The following is a 20968-nucleotide window of genomic DNA, read 5'->3' on the forward strand; positions in this document are numbered from 1 at the left end:
TGTTAATGCAGATTTTTTGCGCGCATAATTAGCCTGCTAATAATAAAATCTACCCTACAGGTCTTACACTGAACTATGGCTACTGCTGACGTTCCGCTCTCCTCGATCAACTGGCAAAAAAATCTGTTTGTCGCCTGGTGCGGCTGCTTTCTTACCGGTATCGCCTTCAGCCTGGTGATGCCGTTCCTTCCGCTGTATGTCGAATTGCTGGGCGTTACCGATCCTCATTCACTGAATATGTGGTCGGGACTGGTGTTCAGCATCACCTTTCTGTTTTCAGCCATTGCCTCCCCTTTCTGGGGTGGTCTGGCTGACCGTAAGGGCCGTAAGATCATGCTGTTGCGCTCGGCGTTGGGCATGTCTGTCGTGATGGTGTTGATGGGCCTGGCGACGTCAATCTGGCAGTTCCTGGCGCTGCGTGCGGTGCTGGGCTTGTTGGGAGGATTTGTGCCCAATGCCAATGCGCTGATAGCGACGCAGGTTCCCCGCAACAAAAGCGGCTGGGCGCTCGGCTGGCTCTCCACCGGTGCCGTCAGCGGCGCGTTGATTGGCCCGCTGATCGGCGGATTACTGGCGGACAGTTTTGGTTTGCGTCCGGTGTTCTTTATCACCGCTTCGGTTCTCTTCGTCTGCTTTATCATGACGCTGTTTGCCGTGCGCGAAGAGTTTGTGCCGGTGCAAAAAAAGGACATGCTGCACGCCCATCAGGTGTTTACCACCCTGAAAAACCCCAGGCTGGTGCTGACGCTGTTTGTTACCACGATGATTATTCAGGTGGCGACCGGCTCAATAGCGCCAATTCTGACGCTGTACGTGCGGGATCTGGCCGGAGATTTTCAGAACCTGGCGTTCGTCAGCGGGCTGATCGCCTCAGTGCCCGGCGTTGCTGCGCTGATCAGCGCGCCACGGCTGGGGAAATTGGGCGACCGGATTGGACCGGAACGTATCCTGGTGGCGATGCTGCTGGTGTCGGTGCTGTTGTTAATCCCGATGTCGATGGTGCAGAATCCGCTGCAGTTGGGTATTTTGCGGTTCCTGCTCGGCGCCGCAGATGGTGCGCTCCTTCCTGCGGTGCAGACGCTGCTGATTTATAACGCCAGCAATCAGGTGGCGGGACGAATATTCAGTTATAACCAGTCCTTCAGGGATATTGGCAACGTCACCGGGCCACTAATGGGCGCTGCCGTGTCGGCCCACTGGGGATTCCGCGCCGTGTTCGTGGTGACCGCCTGCGTGGTGCTGTTTAACGCCATCTACTCGTGGATCACCCTGCGCCGCCGCGTGGATCGCAGTTCGATGCTGGATGAGTGAATTTGCTGGCAGGATCGCGCCGAGTTTGTGCTCAATCCCGCCCAGTCCTTTCATTAACCTGCTGAAACGCCTGCACAAAATTCCTTTCATCTTTTTTTATCCTCAGATGTTTCCCCTCAGCAATCTTCGACTATCCTTTCTAAAACCTGAATCAGTTGTTATGGAGAAAAACCCACATGAGCATGTTCGCAACGCTTGAAGAAGCCATTGATGCCGCACGTGAAGAGTTTCTGGCTGCAAACCCGGAAATGGAAGAAGAGGACGCCTCAGTGGGCCAGTTCAACCTGCAGAAATATGTGATGCAGGATGGCGATATCATGTGGCAGGCCGAGTTCTTCGCTAACGAAGGCGATGAAGGGGAATGCTTATCCCTGCGTGGCGGCGAGGCTGCCCAGGCGATTTTTGATGACGATTTCGATGAGATTGAAATCCGTCAGGAATGGCTGCCTGAAAATACGCTGCACGAGTGGGATGAAGGTGAGTTCCAGCTTGAGCCGCCTACGGATACTGAAGAAGGCAAAGCGGCAGCGGATGAGTGGGAAGATGACAACAGCGAGTCTGAACGCTACCAATAGTCCCTGCTCCGGCCCTGTGTGCCGATCTAAGCGCTGAAGTAGGCCCGGCTGAACTGCCGGGCTTTTTATTCGTAAGGACCGTGGTGCGCGTCGACAGGCAGCAACAGCGTATCCACCACCAGTGACAGCGGCAGGTCGATAATGGTCAGAAAGCGCCATGGCGTGTCACGCACATCCCACTGCACCCCAGGATAATACTGGTTGCCGTGTCCCTGTCCCGGAAACGTCCGGCTGATAATACTGCCGCAGCCCGTCAACAGCACCACGATCGCTCCCGTCAGAATGCCGCGGTAAATAAGCTTAATCATAAACACCTTTAACTGAAGAAAAACGCGCCATTGTAGAGTAACTGCGCGAACGCTATCTGGCAAAAAACGCAAAATTTCCGTAAGCGTTGCGTAAAGCGCCACCGGCGTTGGGCATAAAAAAGGCCGGGAAACAATTCCCGGCCTTTATGCTTTTTAGCGTTTACACCGTTTCAGGCTTGGTGTTCTTCAGCGCCTGCGGATTCATTTTCAACGACTTGTAGTAATCGAACCAGTCGTGATACTTGTCAGCATGCGCCCACAAGCGGTAATGCATCCTCGACAGCGTCACCGGGTCGCTGATCAACGCCAGACGGCGATCGCGATCCAGCTTGGCCGGCGATTCACTGAGTGCCTGATCAACCTGACGGTCGCGGGCGAATTCCAGCACATCACTTTTCAGGTGGCGGGAGGTCGCTAACGCACTGGCCAGGGCGTTGAACGATGGGTCAAACACGGCGTGCATAAAGCCATCTTTCAGCGCGCGCTCACGGTTCACTTCCACGTAGCGATCGGTATCCACCAGCTCTTTCGGCGGATCGTACTCTTCCGGGATAAGGAACAGTTTGGCGCGTTTCGACGCGGCACCGGTCGTTGAACGGCTGGAGAACACCGACACGAATGGCGACAGGATCAGCGAGAAGACGATTGGCGCCAGCCACCACAGGAAGTTCAGGTCAAGCCAGCCCATTCCTGCAGCCCAGACAATACCGAGAGCCATCTGCGAACCGTGACGTTTGAAGGCTTCGCTCCATGGCGTTGCATCATCATCACGCTGCGGAGAGTTCCACACCACTTCCCAACCGAGGAATGCGCTTACCACGAACACCGTATGGAACAGCATACGTACCGGTGCCAGCAGTACCGAGAACAGCATTTCCAGGAACAGAGATACCGTTACGCGGACCACGCCACCGTAAGGCTTCGCCCCTTTGAACCACACCAGCATGATGCTGAGCAGCTTCGGCAGGAACAGCAATACCATGGTGGTGGAGAACAGCGCTATCGCCAGTTCCGGACGCCACTGCGGCCAGACAGGGAACAGCTGCCGGGGCTGCAGGAAGTACTGCGGCTCCATCAGCGTATGCACCACCTGCAACGCGGTTGACAGTGCCAGGAACATAAACCACAGCGGCGCCGACAGATAGGACATCACACCCGTCAGGAACACCGCACGGTGAACCGGGTGCATCCCTTTCACCAGGAACAGACGGAAGTTCATCAGGTTACCGTGACACCAGCGGCGGTCACGCTTCAGCTCATCCAGCAGGTTAGGCGGCAGCTCTTCATAAGAACCCGGCAGATCGTAAGCAATCCACACGCCCCAACCGGCACGACGCATCAGCGCGGCTTCCACGAAGTCATGGGACATGATCGAACCGGCGAATGACCCTTCACCCGGCAACGGTGCCAGCGCACAGTGCTCGATAAACGGCGCAATACGGATGATGGCGTTGTGCCCCCAGTAGTGGGACTCACCCAACTGCCAGAAGTGCAGGCCAGCGGTAAACAGCGGACCGTAGACGCGGGTCGCAAACTGCTGACAACGGGCATACAGCGTATCCATGCCTGACGCTTTTGGCGACGACTGGATAATACCGGCGTTCGGGTTGGCTTCCATCATGCGCACCAGACCGGTAAGACACTCACCGCTCATCACGCTGTCCGCATCCAGCACCACCATGTAGCTGTACTGGCTGCCCCAACGACGACAGAAGTCATCGATGTTGCCGCTTTTACGCTTCACACGGCGACGGCGACGGCGATAGAAAATGCGCCCTTCCCCGCCAACATCACGCACCAGATCCATCCAGGCTTTCTGTTCCGCTATGGCGATATCCGGGTTGTAACTGTCGCTGAGAATATAGACGTCAAAATTCTTCTCTTCGCCGGTTCTGGCCACCGATTCCCAGGTAGCACGCACACCGGCAAAAACACGTCCGACATCTTCGTTACAGATCGGCACGATCAGCGCAGTACGGTGCTCCGGATTGATGGGCTCATCGCCATTCAGCCCGTAGGAAATACTGTACTTATCCTTGCCGATCATCAGCTGCAGGAAGCCCATCAGCGCGGTCCAGAAGCCAGCGGAGACCCAACAGAACAGTACCGCGAACAGGAACAGGATCCCCGTTTGCAGTACGTAAGGCAGGATCTGCAGCACCGACTGCTGCCAGTTCTGGTTGATCATCTCCAGCGGATCGATCATCGCCCAGCCCTGGTAAGGCAGAATGGTTTTCATGTACCAGGTCGCGACAACGGTCTGTGCGATGGTCAGCAACAGCAAGATGTAGCGACGGATCGAACCAACATGACGCCACTTATCTTCCTGCCGCTGTTCTTCAGGATCGGCATAACGATGAGTGGTTTTGCGGCCACGAACGGAATCCCAGGCGCGCGCAACCGGGTTGGTGCGCCAGGCTTCCGGGTACATGGAAGAGCGAGTATGGCGAGGCATGGCCTTCAGCGTGGTGCGGTCAAGTTCATCAGTATCGAACTGTTTCCCTTCCCCGACGGACTCCGGCCAGCTCATTTCGATACGCGACTTAACCGACTCCAGTGGCGCATCGTCAGGACGACACTCTACCGGGCCGCCATCCGCAAGCGACTGGTGCAGCTGGCTGAACGCCTCTTCAGGTTGTTCAGGCAGCGATTCACGCAGCGCCCCCTTCCGCTCGGCGGAAAGGGGCAGCGCATCGATATAGTCAGTGGGTAAAACTGTAGGCTTATTCATTGGCAGGCAACTGATAGCTCCAGGTTTCTGTCAGCGTCTTATCACCGCTCATCAGCGCAGCACGCATCTCGGTCGCTTGCTTGTTGTCTTTGACGCGTAAACGCATCATCAGACGCCAGCCTTTCGTTACCGGATTATAGCGTACGCTGTTTTCCACCAGCTCACCGTTGTTACCGATGCTGACCTGAGGCGTTACCTGGGTATTCTCCGGCAACTTGCTCATGTCCTGACCGGTGAAGTCCACCACGAAGGCGACCGTGCCATCCGGCTGGCGAACCAGGTTAGACTGCTTCACATCGCCCGTTGAGCGCAGCGTACTTTTCACAAACGCCACATCTGGCGAATGCAGCTGGCTCTCGTCGCGAGTGAAGTGCAGACGGTATTTAAAGTTCATCTCTTTGCCCGGATCCGGCAGGTTTTCCGGCGTCCAGAAAGCAACGATGTTGTCGTTGGTTTCATCAGCCGTTGGGATCTCGACCAGCTCTACGCGGCCTTTACCCCAGTCACCCTGTGGTTCGATCCAGCCACTTGGACGCAGATCGTAACGATCGTCCAGGTCCTGATACTGATCGAAATCACGTCCGCGCTGCAACAGTCCGAAGCCTTTCGGGTTCTCAACGGTAAAGGTGCTCACCGCCAGATGTTTCGGGTTGTTCAGCGGACGCCAGATCCACTCACCGTTGCCGGCGTGGATAGAAAGACCGTTGGAATCATGTAACTGCGGACGGTAGTTGGTGTTTGGCGAAGGTTGGTTCGGCCCAAACAAGAACATACTGGTCAGCGGAGCCACGCCCAGCTTGCCCACTTTGTCGCGCAGATAGACTTTAGACTGCACGTCAACCGTGCTTTCTTTGCCTGGGGTGATCAGGAAGCGATAGGCTCCCGTCGCCCGTGGCGAGTCCAGCAGCGCATAGATCACCAGATGCTTATCAGACGGTTTTGGACGTTCGATCCAGAACTCTTTAAAGCGTGGGAACTCTTCGCCAGATGGCAATGCAGTATCAATAGCCAGACCACGAGAAGAAAGACCATAAACCTGGCCGGCGCCAATCACGCGGAAGTAGCTCGCGCCCAGGAAGCTGGTGATCTCGTCATCTTTCTTGTTTTTACTGTTTAGCGGGTACAGCACTTTAAACCCGGCAAAACCGAGGTTTTTAACCGTTTCCGGATCGTGCTTTACGTTGCCAAAGTTAAAGTAATCTGGTGAATATTTAATCTGTCGAACCGTCGAAGCGGTGACTTCATTAATCTGCACCGGTGTATCGAAGTACATTCCTTGATGATAGAACTCAAGCTTGAATGGGGTCTTCAGCTTACTCCAATAGGCTTTATCGCGATTGAACTGAATCTGCTGATAATCCGCATATTTCATGTCCCGCAACTGGGAAGGCAAATTGCTTTTCGGCGCTTCGTACCCTTTCCCTGCCAAATCTTTAGCCTGCTTTGCTACGTCATCAATGTTGAAAGCCCAGCTGGAGCTGGCATACATCGACAGCAAAACTGTTACGCCTAACCAGCGCAATTTCATCAGTTTTGGCTTATTTTTCATTTTAATCAGCACATCCCCCCCTTTCGTGTGCTTAAATCAATCCTATCCATCTTAATGGATTATTCAGCATTCCGACAGCTCGGCAATCATTTAGTTCCTCGTGTTACCTGCGCTAATCGCCTTATTCTCAAGTGTTTAACGGATCCAGATTAGCCTGATAGTATACCCGCGATTTCTACCCTAAAGTGAGCGTAAGGCTTTAGCGTGGCTCAGGGCGAGCCAACGCGTTAACGTGTTGAATATTGGATATATATGACTAAAAACACACAGGAAAGAGAATACTTTTTCGACTCGATCAGGGCCTATTTGATGCTGTTGGGCGTGCCATTTCACGTCTCCCTGATTTATTCCACCCAGATCTGGACGGTGAACAGCCCGGCCCCATCTGAGTGGCTGACCCTGTTAAATGACTTTATTCATGCTTTCCGTATGCAGGTATTTTTTGTCATTTCCGGGTATTTTTCCTACATGCTTTATTTGCGATACAGTTCGAAGCACTGGCTGAAAGTCCGGCTTGAACGTGTCGGCATCCCAATGCTGGCGGCGGTTCCGCTGCTTACGCTGCCGCAGTTCTACCTGATAAAAGACTGGACCAGCAAGATTGGCGACTGGCATGACTTCAGTTTTTACCAACGGTTTAATGCGCTGGCGTGGAATTTAATTTCCCATCTTTGGTTCCTGTTGGTGCTGGTGGTATTGACCGTTGTCGGAATTTGGGCCTTTAAATGGCTGCGCGATGGCAAAGGCTCAAAAACAGACTATTCCGACACAACCTGGAGCAAATTATCCCTCGCCATCCTGCTTTGTAGCCTGGCCTGGGGAGCCATTCGTCGTCTGCTGTTTATTTTTGCCCCCGATTTGCTGGGCGATGGCCTGTTTAATTATGCGGTAATGCAGTCGCTGTTCTTCCTGCCTTTCTTTATGTTGGGCGCCATGTCGTGGAAGTATCCGGCGATTAAAGCCCTGTTCATCAAACCGGTGCCCTGGACTTTTGTCGGTTCAGCGCTGGCGTTTGTGGCTTACGTGGCTAACCAGACTTACAACAAAGGCGAAGGCTGGCTGTACGAGATTGATGCGGTGGTGTCGATGATGATGGGGCTGTGGATGGTGAACGTGGTGTTCTCGCTGGGACATCGCTTCCTGAACTCGCATTCCCCACGCGTAACCTACCTGGTGAATGCCTCACTGTTTATCTACCTGGTGCACCATCCGTTGACCATTATCTACGGCATCCTGTTCGTACCCGAGATCGGCAGTAACACCCTTGGCTTCTTTGCCGGGTTGGTCTTTGTGTTTGGTATCGCGTTTATGCTGTACGAAATCCATCTGCGCGTGCCGTTACTGCGCTTCCTGTTCTCAGGAAAACCCCAGCGCAAAAAGACTGCCGCTGAAAAAGTCAGTTAAAAAAAACGCCCGTTCATCTGCTGAACGGGCGTGTTATCACCTCAAAGTAGCCATTCAATCGGCAGCCGCCAGACCAGACGAACCAGCAACCGCTGCATAAAGCGCGTTCGGGGTTCATGCTTATGCACAATCTCTTTCTCTCCTTCTCCCGGATACTCCACCCAGTTTACCCGACCCCACTTGTCCAGACGTAAGGTCCAGGCCCGGTCGCGCATCCGGGTGATAAAACGCTGGTGAATACTGGAAGCCAGATATTCGCTCTCAATCACGAAGCCCATTTCGGTGTTGAGCATGGCGGAACGCGGGTCAAAGTTGAACGAGCCGATAAACACCTTTTCGTTGTCGACGCTAAAGGTTTTCGCATGCAGGCTGGAACCAGAATTACCGGTTAGTCCCCGGTCATGCGGCTTATCGCGGTTATCGGTATGCGGTTTCAGCTCATATAAGGTGATGCCGTGGCGCAGCAACTTCTTGCGCCATTTGGCGTAGCCGGCATGCACCACCGAGACGTCATTGGCCGCGAGAGAGTTGGTCAGAATGGCTATCTTCACCCCCTTGCGCACCAGCGACAGCAGCTGCGCCACGCCGGCTCGCGTCGGGACAAAGTAGGCCGAGATAATATCGAATTGCGTTTGGGGTTTGCCAATCACCTCCAGCATGCGTTGAGGCAACAGGCTCCCGGCTTTCGCCCGGCCTAATCCTTTACGCGGATCGTCACTCAGCAAGCGGGTGTTGGCCCAGATTAGCCGCAGGTCGCCACTTTCCAGCTGTGCGACGAATGGCGAAGCGTGAATCCGTTCCAGATAGCGCTCAACCTGCGGGTCGCTGTGCCAGGCTTCTGGTAATGACACCGCACTGTTGGCCGCCGCGTCATCGAGATCAACCACTTTGCTGAAGGGTTCAACCGCGCGGCTTTTCCAGTAACGCTCAAAGTCCTTCGTCACCTCGGCCACCACCGGGCCAATCGCCAGCACATCGAGATCGGAAAACAGCGGCTCTTCTCCCGCGCCAAAATACTCATCGCCCACATTTCGTCCGCCAACAATGGTGGCTTCTCCGTCTACGGTGAAACTTTTGTTGTGCATACGGCGATTGAGCCGGGCAAAGTCGGTGAGATAGCCCAGCGCTCTGAGCGTGCGGAACGAAAAGGGATTGAACAGCCGGATCTCGATATTCGGGTGCTTGCTGAGCTGGCTGAGGGTTTCATCCAGCCCCATGGTGTTGTTGTCATCCAGCAGCAGCCGGACCTTAACGCCACGTTCCGCGGCTTCCAGTACCGCGCTAAACAACAGTCGCCCGGACATGTCGTTCTGCCAGATGTAGTACTGAATATCCAGCGTGTGCTCGGCCATGGTCATCAGCAGATAGCGGGCCGCAAACGCGTCCAGGCCATCTTCAAGCGGGTGAATGCCGCTGTGGTCGGGATGATTGTCCACCAGCGGAGAGACGGCACGGGTCAGACGCGTCTGCTCAAAATCAGGCTCGTCAGGTTCGGGGGTATAGGCTTCGGCCATCAATGGTCCTTAGTTCGAAGGAAAGGTCCTGCTGGTTCTATTATCAATGCTGTTTGCCTGTATTGTCATGCGACTGTTCTGATTGCGGCCTGCAATGGCATTTAGTCTAGACTTAGCCCAGTGCGTTGCGATAGCCCTTGTGATGAGGAAATGCCATGAATAGCGAAACGCGTCAAGACTCTCCCCTGCGCCACAGGCCACAGCTGTTTAAAAGTTTCTTTCAGGGCAGCTTCGCCTGCTCAACCGCCTGCCGCAGCGAAGGCAAACGCCTGGACCTGGTGATCAACAGCGGCCATGACACCCTGTTAGAGAAGGATTACGCCCATCTGGCGGCTGAACATCTTTATACCGCGCGCGATGGCGCACGCTGGTATTTAATCGAGAAAACCGCCGGAGAATATGACTGGTCAACATTTTTACCGATGTTACAGGCCGCCAAACAGCACGAAATTGAGATGATTTGGGAGCTGGCCCATTTTGGCTGGCCCGACGGACTGGATATCTGGCAACCGCAGTTTATCGATCGTTTTGCGGCGTTCTCACGCGCTGCCGCCCGTCTGATGCGCGATGAAGGGTTTACCGCCCCTTTCTTTACGCCAATGAATCAAATCTCTTTTTGGTCATGGGCCGGTGCCGATGTCGCCTGGTTTAACCCCAATGTGACCGGTCGCGGCCGCGAGTTAAAACAGCAGCTGGTACGGGCGTCTGTCGCCGCCATGCACGCCATCAAAGAAGAGCTTCCGGCGGCGCGATTTGTGCTGACCGATCCGCTGGTGAACGTCGCCGCGCTGGAGAGCAGCGAGGCCAGTCGTCAGGATGCCAGCCGCCAGCACGAGGCGCAGTATGAGGCCTGGGATATGCTCAGCGGTCGGCTGAATCCGGAACTGGGAGGCGATCCGGCGCTGATGGATATTATCGGCCTGACCTGGTATCCCGATAATCAGTGGTTTGTTAATGGCGATCCGCTGGAGGCCCACCATCCCGATTACCGCCCGCTTTCATCGCTGTTGAGCGAGGTATGGCAACGTTATCAACGCCCATTGCTGATTGCGGAAACCGGTGCGGAAGGCGACGCCAGGGTGCCGTGGCTAAAAAGGGTGATTGAGCAGGTCGGGATGGCGATGGATCGGGGATGCGAAATCGAGGGGATCTCACTGTTTCCGGCGGTGGACTACCCTTCCTGGGCGGACGACCGGCGTTCGCCTGGCGGCCTGTTCGGCCTGCCAGATGCCAACGGCAACCGAACCATTTATGAGCCGTATGCGCTGGAGATCCGCAGCCAGCAGATTAAATTTAAGCAGAGAGAGTAATCAGGTCATGCACAGGGTGATCACCAGCACAAACATGATCAGCGTGAAGGAGGTCAGGGCCAGAACCACAATGGCAAACTGCGCATCATCAAGCGGAAAGCGGGGCTCTTTAGGGTAATCGTTTTCAGGACGTTCGCTCATTTTTCTTCATCATTTGCTGGCCAAACGTCCTGTGTTTAACGCCAGTATTTTCTTATGGACTGTACTATAGCACAGTCGCCCGCTGATAAAATGAATAGTCCCGGCGGTTCAGGCAAATAGCGTAAGAATTCTGTAAAGAAAAAAGGCCGCTTTCGCGGCCTGTGATTTAAAAATCGTAGGAGAGGGAAAGTTTCAGCTCTCGCGGGTCGCCCTGATAAATGTAGGTCCCGTAGCTTTCCACTCCGGACCAGTATTTCTCGTTGGTGACGTTTTCCACGCCCAGCCGCCAGGTCAGATCGTTCTGCTGCACCTTCATTCGGTAGCGCATACCCAGATCCAGCGTGGTATAGCTGTCCAGTTTCTTGGTATTGGCTTCGTCAGCATACTGCGAACCAGAATGCGTGACGCGGGCCAGAGCGGTCAGACCTTCGATCGGTTTGATGTCGTATTCCGCACTCAGCACGGTATAGAAGTTGGCCACGCCGATGGCATTTTTGCCGTCCCAGGTGCCATCTTCCGTTTTACTCATTTTCGGATCCAACCAGGTGGCGCTGCCGTTCAGACGCACACCGTAGATCGGCTCACCAAATACGTTCAGCTCCACGCCGCGGTTACGCTGTTCGCCGTACAGGCCAAACACGTTGGTTTGCGGGTTGATGATACCGGTTGGTTTTTTGATTTCAAACAGCGCCAGCGTGCCGCCTATGTTGCCGTAATCTACCTTCATCCCCACTTCATTCTGCTTCGACAGGGAAATGCCGGTTACCTGACCGACGTTGACCGCCCCGCTGCTGGCGGTGTCACCCGGCTGCAGCGCTTCAATGTGGTTAGCATAGAACGAGACGGTCTCCCATGGCTTAACCACCAGACCGTAGCCCGGCGTCCAGCGGGATTTGGTGAAGCGCGCATCGGTATCTTCCTCTGCGGTGCCGTAGGCATAGTTACGCACCACCACTTTCTGATGACGGGCACCGACGGTGAGCAGGATTTTGTCGTCAACAAAGCCCAGCGTATCCGACAGCAGCAGCCCTTCCGTCCGCACGCGGCTGGTTGGACGCGGGTCATCAAGATCGCCACCAAAGTAGGTGTTAGTTGGCGCGGCCACCGGCGAGGTGTCATAAATATTGGTGGCTTGCGGGGTCAGCGCCATGCCGTAAGAGGTCTTTTCACGCTTGGTCAGCGCGGAGTAGCCGACGTTAACGCTGTGGCTGACAAAGCCGGTATCGAACTTACCGCGAACGCCGGCCATACCGCTGAAGGCATCAACGATTTTGTTGGTGTCCATGCGGCCGATAGTGGCCGTGCCGTCTTCATCCTTCAGTGATGGTGAAGCATACGCGCCGGTTTCGTGCGAGTGCTGGCCACCCATTGCGCCGTAAAGCGTCCAGTCTGGTGCAATATCATATTCCGCACGCGCCATACCAAATTCGCTTTCCAGGTTGCTGTAAACCCAGTCCTGGCTGTAGTTGCTGGTCGCACGCGGGACTTCAGGGATAAAATCCACGCCGCTGACGTTCACGCCAAGGCGGCCACCGTGGTATTCCTGCTTCTGATAACCCATGTCCAGCGAGGTGCGCAGCTTATCACCACGATAGTCCAGCCCAACTGACGCCACGGTGGCGCGGCGTTTCTCATTGTCGATCGCCGTTTCGCCTTCACGGTGCAGGACGTTTACCCGCACGCCCCACTGGTTATCGTCACCAAAACGCCGGCCCGCATCCAGCGTGGTACCAATCTGTGAAGAGGAGGTGTAGTCAACGCCAATGCGGGTCAGCGGCGTGTCTTCCGCATGCTTTGGCTCAAGGTTGATCATCCCACCCACGCCAGACGAGGCAGAGCCGTTGATCAGCGCGTTGGATCCTTTAAACACTTCAACGCGATCAATCATCTGCGTAGAGACAACCTGACGCGGCATCACGCCCGCCAGACCGCCGAAAGTCATGTCGTCGCCGTCCAGATCAAAACCACGGATGCGGTAGGTTTCGGCAAAGTTGCCGTAGCCCTGCACGTTCTGCACCGAAGCGTCGTTGGCGACAACGTCTTTCAGCGTGGTCGCCTGCTGATCCTGGATCATTTTGTTGGTATAGCCGATAACGTTAAACGGCACGTTTTTGGCGTCCTGCTCGCCCAGCATGCCCACACGGCCGCCGTTGGCGATCTGGCCATCAAGATAGGCGGGTAACAGCTGGTCGCCGCCCGCTTTGAAATTGTCATCGGGTTTCGCCACCACCGTCAGGGTTTCTTCGGGGGTTGCCGATTTTTTACCGGCGGTACTGTCGGTGGTTGCTGCCAGAGCGGGCGCAGTCGCTGTGCTAATCAACGCTGCCAGCAGCGATAACCGGAAGCGATTCTGAGTGGAAGAAGAGGCCATTACATTTCCCTGATAATTAATACAATTGATAATAATTATTATTCGGATTGCGATTATCCTCAGGGAAGTCCGAAATGCAAGCTGAAAATGTCAGCAGGACACGCATCGCGGCAAATCGTTCAACTGATTTATTTTCAGCCAGTTAGCGTTTAGAAGATGAACTATTAAGGCGTGATGAAGTATTGAACGGATGGTTGAGAGGGTTAAAAGCGCGAGTCTGACTGGGGTTGAAGGGGTAAGGCCACCGCGCTCCGCCGGGAAGCTGGCGGATATGAGGTGGCCGTGTTATCGCGATGCTATTCGGTCCAGCGACGGAAAATCAGCGAGGTGTTAATGCCACCGAAGGCGAAATTGTTCGACTGAACGTAGTCGGTTTGGATTTCGCGCGGCTGGTGCATGATGTAGTCCAGCTTACCGCAATCCTCTGACGGCTCGGTCAGGTTCAGCGTCTGAGCAAACCACCCTGCCCGCATCATTTCAATGCTCAGCCACGCTTCCAGCGCACCGCAGGCACCCAGCGTGTGGCCGAAATAGCTTTTGAACGAGGAAATCGGTGTCCGGTCGCCAAATATCGCGGCGGTTGCCTGACTCTCGGCAATATCACCGCGCTCGGTGGCGGTGCCATGGGCATTGATATAGCCGATGTCTTCCGCTTTCAGTCCGGCCATCCGCAGCGCCCCTTCGATGCAAATCTTCATCGTTTCCCGCTGTGGCTGGGTGATATGTGCCGCATCGCAATTGGTATAGAAACCCACGATCTCCGCAAAGATGGTTGCGCCACGCGCCTGGGCATGTTCCAGCTCTTCCAGCACCAGCGTTCCGGCACCCTCGCCGATCACTAAGCCATCGCGCTGCTTATCAAACGGCGACGGCGTGGTCTCTGGCGCATCATTGCGCTGGCTGGTGGCGAACAGGGTATCAAACACCGCCGCTTCTGACGGACAGAGCTCTTCGGCTCCACCGGCGACCATCACCGTCTGATAACCGTGACGGATCGCTTCCCACGCATAACCGATCGCCTGGCTGCCCGAGGTACAGGCGCTGGACGTCGGGATGACCCGTCCGCGCAGACCAAAGAACAATCCGGCATTGACCGCTGCGGTGTGCGGCATCATTTGCACATAGGTGGTGCCGGTAATGTTATTGGTGTGCTTCTCGGTCAGCATGGTGGCGAATTCACTGACCGGCCCGGTGCTGCCGGTCGATGAACCGTAGGCAATGCCGGTTTCGCCATTGGTCAGCACGGCATTGCCCAACAAACCGGCCTGCTCCAGCGCCAGCTCACTGGCCCGGGTTGCCATCAACGACACCCGGCCCATCGAGCGAATGCGCTTACGCGTATAGTGTTCCGGCAGGGTGAAATCATCCACCGGCGCGCCCAACAGCGTATTCAGACCGTCATAAATCTGCCACTCGGGCATTTGTCGGACCGCATTGCGACCAGCCCGCATCCTGTCGGCAATCTCTGGCCAGCTGTTACCAAAGGCGGTGACGCCGCCCATCCCTGTAATCACCACCCTGCGGTTCACAGCATACCTCCATTGATTGAAATCACCTGACGCGTGACGTATGCGGCGATATCGGACATCAGATAGCTTGCCAGCCCGGCCACTTCATCAGCCTGACCCATGCGCTTCATCGGGATCATCTTCATCGCCTCTTCAACCGCCACCGGCTCCATCTGGATCATCCCGGTATCAATCAGGCCGGGTGCGATGCAGTTAACGGTGATTTTGCGCTTCGCCAACTCAATCGCCAGCGCTTTCGTGGCGCCAATAATGCCCGCTTTGGCCGCGCTGTAGTTCACCTGGCCGCGATTGCCCATCAGGCCCGAAACCGACGAAAGCGTAACGATCCGGCCGCCTTTGCGCAGACCAATCATCGGCATAATGCACGGATGGATCACGTTATAAAAACTGTCCAGATTGGTATGGATCACGCTGTCCCAGTCATCTTCGCTCAGGGCGGGGAACGCGCCATCGCGGGTGATCCCGGCATTGCTGACCACACCATAAAAGGCACCATGTTGTTCAATATCCTCTTCAATCAGGGTGCGGCACTGTTCGCGGTTGGCAATATCAAATCCGATACAGCGCCCCTGACCGCCAGCCTGCTGTATCAGGCGCAGCGTCTCTTCCGCGCCCGCGCGATCGCTGTGGTAGTGGACCACCACCGTGAAACCATCGGCAGCCAGGCGGCAGGCAATCGCCCGTCCAATCCCCTTGCTGCCACCCGTGACCAATACTGAACGCGTCATCCGTTATTACCCTGTTGCAAAAGTTGGTGGAGTTCTTCCCGGTCAGGTTGATAAGTGTTCAACCTGCCGCTAGCGTAACGTTCGCCATCAATCGTAATCACGCCGTCGAAACTGCCGATTTTCTCGTCGCGCATCAGTAGCGTGACGGTGATTTCCAGCGTGGCGCCGGCCGGAAATACCGCAGCCTGACAGCGATAACCGCGTCCGCCTAATAACATGCCCGGCGACGGCTTGCTGTCGTGGCGCTGGCGGCCATGCCAGCCGGACCAGACGCCGATGGTTTGCGCGATAATTTCGATGCCAAACCAGGCGGGCAGATCGCCATCCGGCGTCAGAAACGGTGCCAGCACGCCGTCGCCGACCGTCACCTGACAGCTGGCCTGCTCTTCACCAACGGAGAGCACCTTTTCAATCAGCACCATCGGCGCATCGTGGGGCAAATACTCTGCCGCGCCTTTATATTCAACCATCACTCTTTCCTAAAATCAGGCAGGTATTATTGCCGCCAAAGGCAAAAGAATTACTCATCACTGCCGTTCCCTGCAACGGACGCCCCTGCAGTAACACACCACAGGCAGGCAGCGTATCATCCTGCTCGTTGTCGGTGAAATCCTGCGCCGGCAGCGGAACGGATTGCGTCAGGATCAGCCAGCTTATCGCCGCTTCACAGATCCCGGCCGCGCCCAGCGTGTGGCCGGTCAGATGCTTGGTAGAGCTGCAGGGGATTGCTGTACCAAACAGTTTGCTGACCACCCCGGCTTCAATCTGATCGTTAAGCCGCGTCGCGGTGCCGTGCAAATTGATGTAGCCCAACGCACCCGGCGCCAGCTGCGCCTGCTTAAGCGCCATCTCAATGGCACGGATCGCGCCTTCGCCTTCAGGATGGGGAGCCGACATATGATAAGCATCTGACGACTCGCCTGTGCCTAATACGGCAACTTTCTGCGGAACGTTAGTCAGCAACATTAATGCGGCACCTTCGCCGATAGTGATGCCGTTACGCTGCTTGCTGAACGGCGCACACCGATCCGCCGACAGGGACTCGAGACTGTCAAAACCGTTCATCGGCATGCGGCTTAAGGTATCCGCGCCACCCACGATTGCCACATCCGCCATCCCTGACGCAATCAGCCGCTGACCGCTGATGATCGCCCGGGCGCTGGAAGAACAGGCGGTCGAGAGCGTATATGCCGGGCCGGTTAACTGCAGATGCTGGGCCAGAAACCGCGACGGATCGCCCAGCTCCTGCTGATAGTAGTGGTAGCCCTCGGCGTTTTCGGCCACCTGAAGGTCGGCCTCATGCAATCCCGAGGTGCTGGTGCCGAGCACCACTGCCACCCGGTCGGCACCAAAGGTGCTGATGGCGTCATCAACCTGCGGCTGAATTTGCCGTAACGCGGCAAGCAACAGCTGATTATTGCGGCTGCGGTGCGCAGCCAGCGCCTCCGGGATCGGCGGCAAGGCCGCGTCAATCCGTCCACTCCAACAGGGTTTGCCCTGCAACAGCCAGCCGCTGTCGGGGCGCATGCCTGGCGCATGATTCTTCGCCAGATTTTCCGCCGTGGCGGTCATGTCGTTACCCAGTGCGCTAAGCATGCCGACTGCCGAAATGTAGATCATCAGGCGTCCAGATGTTGAATAAGAATTTGATAGCCAAACGCAAACTGCTGAATGCTGATCGGCTCACGTTGCGTCCCGCGTTGCAGGTAGCGGATCTCAGTAATCAGCTTGCCGTGATTGTCACGCAGCTGGCGGCGATCGCCGCTGTCTTTAAGGGTCCAGCCCTCAGGCAAGTGCCGCTGCCAGGCGGCGATCGGCCAGTGGCTCAACATAATATCGGCCAGCACCTGGCTGGCTGGCGGCATCTCAGGCAGCACCATGGATTGCTCGGTGTGGATGCCGGTGCCATCGTAAGTGACCCTGAACAAGCGGATCCCCAGCGAGGAGAGCCCGGCCAGCGTCAACTGCTGTCGATCGGCGCTCAGTAATACCAACAGCGACTGCTGTTTGCCTTTAAAGGTGCCGGTCAGCAGCTGCTGCTGATTGAATGCCGGATCGATCCCCGGTGCCGGCAGCGTCACTTTTACCCCTGGCTTGAGCCAGGCTTCGGGCTGACTGCTATCGGGTTTACCGGCACATCCGGCCAGTAACATCACGGCCAGCGCGGCCGCCGCGATTACTTTCATCTTTTTTTCCTTTTTGGCGGCATCGCCAGCGGAGCCAGCAGGAAGGCGGTAAATATGCCGCTGCACAGCACAATGCCAAAACTGGCAATCGCCTGGGTGCTGCTGAAGACCAGCATGCCCAGCGTCAGTAAAGTGGTCGCCATCGCCAGCGTGACGGCCAGTAACGAGGTTATCGGCGTGCCGCGCGGATTACTGAAGAACAGGGTGTAATTAATGCCGATACCCAGTACCAGCACCAGCGCCAGCAGCGAAAACAGATTCAGTGAATGGCCGGACAAGGCTAAGGCAGCCAGGCCGCCGCCCAGTGAGAGGATCGACGGCAGAACGCTGATTGCGCCCTGACGCAGGCCGAGGCGCAGCATATAGCTTAGCGCGATCGCCACCAGTGCCGCGACCAGCAGCCAGCCCAGCAGCGTGCGATAGAAGGCGAACAGCCGATCAAAGCTGGCCTTGCGATCGATCCAGCTCACCCCAGGCAAGCTTTTTGCCAGTCCGGCCAGCGCGGCGCTATTTTTCACGCTTTCGATCGGCACCAGCACCCCGCTACGTCCGGCGGGGACGGTCAGCCACAACAGACGCCAGCCTTCGCTGTTCGGGCTGGAAAGCCATTGCTGCAGCGTAAGATGGGTTGCTGACAGATCCGGGTTGGCGACCTCTACCCCAGCCTGACGCAGTTGCGCCATCACGCCCGGTGCCGCACGTTGCAGCAGCTGATGATCTTTCTGCTGCATCGCCAGTGACGACAGCGGCAACAGGCGATAATTGCCCAGCCACTGCTGACTTTTGGCCTTTGCCAGTTGTGGCGCCAGCGCTTCAAGACGTTGCAGGGTCTGTTCCGCGCTGTCGCCATAGACCACCATCCAGGTTTGGTCGGCGCTCTGACCGGTTAACTGGGTGATCTGCTTTTCCTGTGCCATCAATGCCGGCGGCAGCGTCTGCAGTTGGGAAATATCATCATCGATATGCAGTCTGCATAGCCCTGCCAGCGAAATCGCGGCGACCAGCAGCGGCAGCCCGACGCGAACGGTGCGATTGCGCCGCCAGCTGCCCAGCCAGCGTCCCATCAGGGAAATGGCAGGCACCGGCCGCACCGGCAGCCCTTTCACCAACAGCGGATACCAGCAGATCACCGTCAGGCACGACGCGGTCAGCCCGACCGCAGCAAAGACGGCCAGCTGTTGGATGCCCGGGAACGGCGCAAATACCATGATCAGCCAGGCAATGGCGGTGGTGCCCAGCGCCAGCAACAAGGCGCGGATTACCTTATTCAGGCTTTCGGCTGGCGTGGCGTCTGCGCCATGCACCATCCGTTCGGTCAGATAGTACAGCGTGTAGTCGGCCGAGATGCCTACGATGCTCAGGCTCATCACCAGTGTCATCAGATGCAGCTCACCAAACACCAGCAGCGTCACGGTAATGCCCGCCAGCGCACCGATGCCCACCGAGAGAGCACACAAAATCAGTGGACGCGGAGAACGGAACACCGAGAACACCAGCAGCAGCACGCCAATAATCGTCGCTACACCGAGGGTAGAAACATCATGCTTCGCCTGCTGGCTGGCAAAATCACTGAAATACACCGTGCCGCGTGATAGCAGCTGTGCATCAGGATATTTCGCCTGCAGACGGGCTTTGAACGCCGTAAGCTGCGCCACCAGCGCATGGCTTTGCTGCATATCAAAGGAGCTACCTTTCAGTTCCGCGTGCAGGAAATACCAGACCCTCCCCTGCTTATCGGTGGTGGTCAGCCAGCCCTGGCTCAGCCCAAGCTGACCGCTGTTTTGCTGCATCGCCAGTTGCGCGCCGCGCACCAGCAGCAGCGGATCGTGAGTCAACTCCTTGCCGCTGACGCCGGCAAAGGCCGAATAGAGCTGGCCGAGCACCCAGTCGCCTTGCGCGGCACCCGCCTGTTGCAGCCTGGCGCGGGTGGCCGGATCGATCAGCGCATTGCGGTTCTGCCAGGCAAATTTGCCCCAGGCTTGCTGTCGTTCATCGGTCATTGGCCCCTGAACGTTCTCCAGTACCGGCAGACTCTGCAACTGCTGAAGCATCCAGTTGGCGACCTGAGGATCGTTTTTGTCACCGGCACTCACCAGCCACACCAGTTGACGATCCAGGCGTTGCATAAAACCCTGTTGCAGATCGCTGGGAATGTCGCCCATGGTTTGCTCGGGCAGCAAAGCCAGCACGCTGCTGTTGATGGTCGCTCTGGGCAGTAGCATCACCAGCACCGCCGCAAGCAGCAGGCAAATCGCCAGCCAGGCGAGAGCCAGTATGCGCGGTGACTTAGAAATCAAAACGCTTCTGCTCTTCATCGGTCAGGCTGGCAGGCGTCAGGCGCTGGTGACTCAGCGTGATGTCGGTGTTGTCACCCTGACGATCGTTCAGCTTAATCACATCCAGATACTCCGCGCCCTGCAGGGTGATGGTGTTGAACAGTTTATCCAGCGGCGAGGTTTTCGGCGTCAGCACCAGCTGCCATTTCTGCTGGCCGAGATCGCTGAAGTCCAGCGAAAAATTCTGCTCCAGTACCTGGCGATCGGCCTGGAATAGCGCCCGCATCAGATGGTTAAACTGGAACATCTGCGGATTGCTGTCGGCGGTGATAATCTGCGGCGCCTGGCCGTTCATCACCTGCACCATGCGCTTGTCATCCAGCACCAGCGTCAGCGGGAACGGTTTGGCCTGATGCCACCACAGCCCTTTATCCTGCGCGATCAGCAGTTCACCGCTGGATTTCAGCGGTTGCGCCATCCCTTTGATTTCACGCAGCTGGCTGAAGTCCGCCCGCACCACCGGCTGGCTGGCGAAACGCTGCTGTAAATCGTCCAGCGTGACGGCCTGAGCGGCGGCGCTGAGTAACAGCAGTCCCGCAAGCAGAGACTTCATCATGGCTGCACTCCCAGGCGCTCAAACAAAATCGGCGGCGAGACAAAGCTCAGCTCATGGCTGCCCTCTTCCACCGCCACCTGAATGGTGTAGCCGGTGGTGGTCCGCTGGCCGCTGTGGGCATCGAAAATCTGGTAGTTAATCCGCAGGCGGTTTTCAATCTCGTCCAGCGTGGCGCGCACGCGGATGGTCTGCTCAAAGGTCAGCGCCGCGCGGTATTTCACCCGGGTATCCACCACCGGCCACAGATAGCCGGAGGCTTTCATTTCGCGGTAGCCGTAGTTGAACGTGCCGAGCAGTTTTTCGCGGGCAATCTCAAAATAACGGAAATAGTTGCCGTGCCAGACCACGCCCATCGCATCCACATCATGGAAAGGAATGGTCAGCTCAACATCAACAGTAAAACGCGGGTCGTTAAACAC

Annotated in this window: 18 protein-coding genes; 4 read left to right on the forward strand and 14 right to left on the reverse strand. The window is 56.5% G+C overall.

Annotated elements, in window-relative coordinates:
- Positions 1-75 precede the first annotated feature (75 nt).
- A complete protein-coding gene (gene mdtG, locus AC0IXH_RS08935; protein ID WP_471720342.1) occupies positions 76-1311 on the forward strand; it encodes a multidrug efflux MFS transporter MdtG in 1236 nt (411 codons plus the stop codon).
- A gap of 176 nt (positions 1312-1487) precedes the next feature.
- On the forward strand, positions 1488-1886 hold the full coding sequence (locus AC0IXH_RS08940) for a MysB family protein (protein WP_151037796.1): 399 nt from the start codon (positions 1488-1490) through the stop codon (positions 1884-1886).
- A 65-nt stretch (positions 1887-1951) separates the two neighbouring features.
- Here AC0IXH_RS08940 and AC0IXH_RS08945 read toward each other — a convergent pair whose 3' ends face one another.
- From AC0IXH_RS08945 to mdoG, 3 genes are all read right to left on the reverse strand, one after another.
- Complete coding sequence (locus AC0IXH_RS08945; protein WP_013201634.1) at positions 1952-2194, reverse strand: YceK/YidQ family lipoprotein; 243 nt, start codon at positions 2192-2194, stop codon at positions 1952-1954.
- Positions 2195-2354: 160 nt separating this feature from the next.
- The gene (mdoH, locus tag AC0IXH_RS08950; protein WP_151037797.1) at positions 2355-4925 is read right to left on the reverse strand and encodes a glucans biosynthesis glucosyltransferase MdoH; all 2571 of its coding nucleotides are present in this window, start codon (positions 4923-4925) and stop codon (positions 2355-2357) included.
- Complete coding sequence (mdoG, locus tag AC0IXH_RS08955; RefSeq protein WP_173363026.1) at positions 4918-6456, reverse strand: glucans biosynthesis protein MdoG; 1539 nt, start codon at positions 6454-6456, stop codon at positions 4918-4920. Before mdoG ends, mdoH begins: the two co-directional genes overlap by 8 nt.
- 270 nt (positions 6457-6726) lie before the next feature.
- Between mdoG and mdoC the strand changes: the two genes are divergently transcribed.
- On the forward strand, positions 6727-7878 hold the full coding sequence (gene mdoC, locus AC0IXH_RS08960; RefSeq protein ID WP_471720343.1) for a glucans biosynthesis protein MdoC: 1152 nt from the start codon (positions 6727-6729) through the stop codon (positions 7876-7878).
- A 41-nt stretch (positions 7879-7919) separates the two neighbouring features.
- Here mdoC and AC0IXH_RS08965 read toward each other — a convergent pair whose 3' ends face one another.
- Positions 7920-9392: a phospholipase D family protein gene (locus AC0IXH_RS08965; protein WP_013201630.1), complete on the reverse strand. Its 1473-nt coding sequence runs from the start codon at positions 9390-9392 to the stop codon at positions 7920-7922.
- Positions 9393-9547: 155 nt separating this feature from the next.
- Here AC0IXH_RS08965 and AC0IXH_RS08970 point away from each other — a divergent pair, with 155 nt between their 5' ends.
- Complete coding sequence (locus AC0IXH_RS08970; protein ID WP_471720344.1) at positions 9548-10702, forward strand: beta-glucosidase; 1155 nt, start codon at positions 9548-9550, stop codon at positions 10700-10702.
- Here the strand turns inward: AC0IXH_RS08970 and AC0IXH_RS08975 are convergent, their stop codons facing one another.
- From AC0IXH_RS08975 to AC0IXH_RS09020, 10 genes are all read right to left on the reverse strand, one after another.
- On the reverse strand, positions 10703-10843 hold the full coding sequence (locus AC0IXH_RS08975) for a hypothetical protein (RefSeq protein ID WP_167738402.1): 141 nt from the start codon (positions 10841-10843) through the stop codon (positions 10703-10705).
- 166 nt (positions 10844-11009) lie between these two features.
- A complete protein-coding gene (locus tag AC0IXH_RS08980) occupies positions 11010-13214 on the reverse strand; it encodes a TonB-dependent receptor (protein ID WP_471720345.1) in 2205 nt (734 codons plus the stop codon).
- A gap of 296 nt (positions 13215-13510) precedes the next feature.
- The gene (locus AC0IXH_RS08985; protein ID WP_471720346.1) at positions 13511-14743 is read right to left on the reverse strand and encodes a beta-ketoacyl-ACP synthase; all 1233 of its coding nucleotides are present in this window, start codon (positions 14741-14743) and stop codon (positions 13511-13513) included.
- The gene (locus tag AC0IXH_RS08990) at positions 14740-15471 is read right to left on the reverse strand and encodes a 3-ketoacyl-ACP reductase FabG2 (RefSeq protein ID WP_053145657.1); all 732 of its coding nucleotides are present in this window, start codon (positions 15469-15471) and stop codon (positions 14740-14742) included. The genes AC0IXH_RS08985 and AC0IXH_RS08990 overlap by 4 nt, the downstream gene beginning before the upstream one ends.
- Positions 15468-15941 carry a hotdog family protein gene (locus AC0IXH_RS08995; RefSeq protein WP_471720347.1) on the reverse strand — a complete coding sequence of 158 codons (474 nt, stop codon included), beginning with the start codon at positions 15939-15941 and terminating at the stop codon, positions 15468-15470. Before AC0IXH_RS08995 ends, AC0IXH_RS08990 begins: the two co-directional genes overlap by 4 nt.
- A complete protein-coding gene (locus AC0IXH_RS09000; RefSeq protein WP_471720348.1) occupies positions 15934-17091 on the reverse strand; it encodes a beta-ketoacyl-[acyl-carrier-protein] synthase family protein in 1158 nt (385 codons plus the stop codon). Before AC0IXH_RS09000 ends, AC0IXH_RS08995 begins: the two co-directional genes overlap by 8 nt.
- Positions 17091-17657 carry a DUF3261 domain-containing protein gene (locus tag AC0IXH_RS09005; protein ID WP_013201623.1) on the reverse strand — a complete coding sequence of 189 codons (567 nt, stop codon included), beginning with the start codon at positions 17655-17657 and terminating at the stop codon, positions 17091-17093. The genes AC0IXH_RS09000 and AC0IXH_RS09005 overlap by 1 nt, the downstream gene beginning before the upstream one ends.
- A complete protein-coding gene (locus tag AC0IXH_RS09010) occupies positions 17654-19972 on the reverse strand; it encodes an MMPL family transporter (RefSeq protein WP_041691963.1) in 2319 nt (772 codons plus the stop codon). The genes AC0IXH_RS09005 and AC0IXH_RS09010 overlap by 4 nt, the downstream gene beginning before the upstream one ends.
- Positions 19944-20546 carry an outer membrane lipoprotein carrier protein LolA gene (locus AC0IXH_RS09015; protein ID WP_173363025.1) on the reverse strand — a complete coding sequence of 201 codons (603 nt, stop codon included), beginning with the start codon at positions 20544-20546 and terminating at the stop codon, positions 19944-19946. Before AC0IXH_RS09015 ends, AC0IXH_RS09010 begins: the two co-directional genes overlap by 29 nt.
- Complete coding sequence (locus tag AC0IXH_RS09020; RefSeq protein ID WP_013201620.1) at positions 20546-20968, reverse strand: acyl-CoA thioesterase; 423 nt, start codon at positions 20966-20968, stop codon at positions 20546-20548. Before AC0IXH_RS09020 ends, AC0IXH_RS09015 begins: the two co-directional genes overlap by 1 nt.

The organism is Erwinia sp. AC075 (assembly GCF_979253995.1).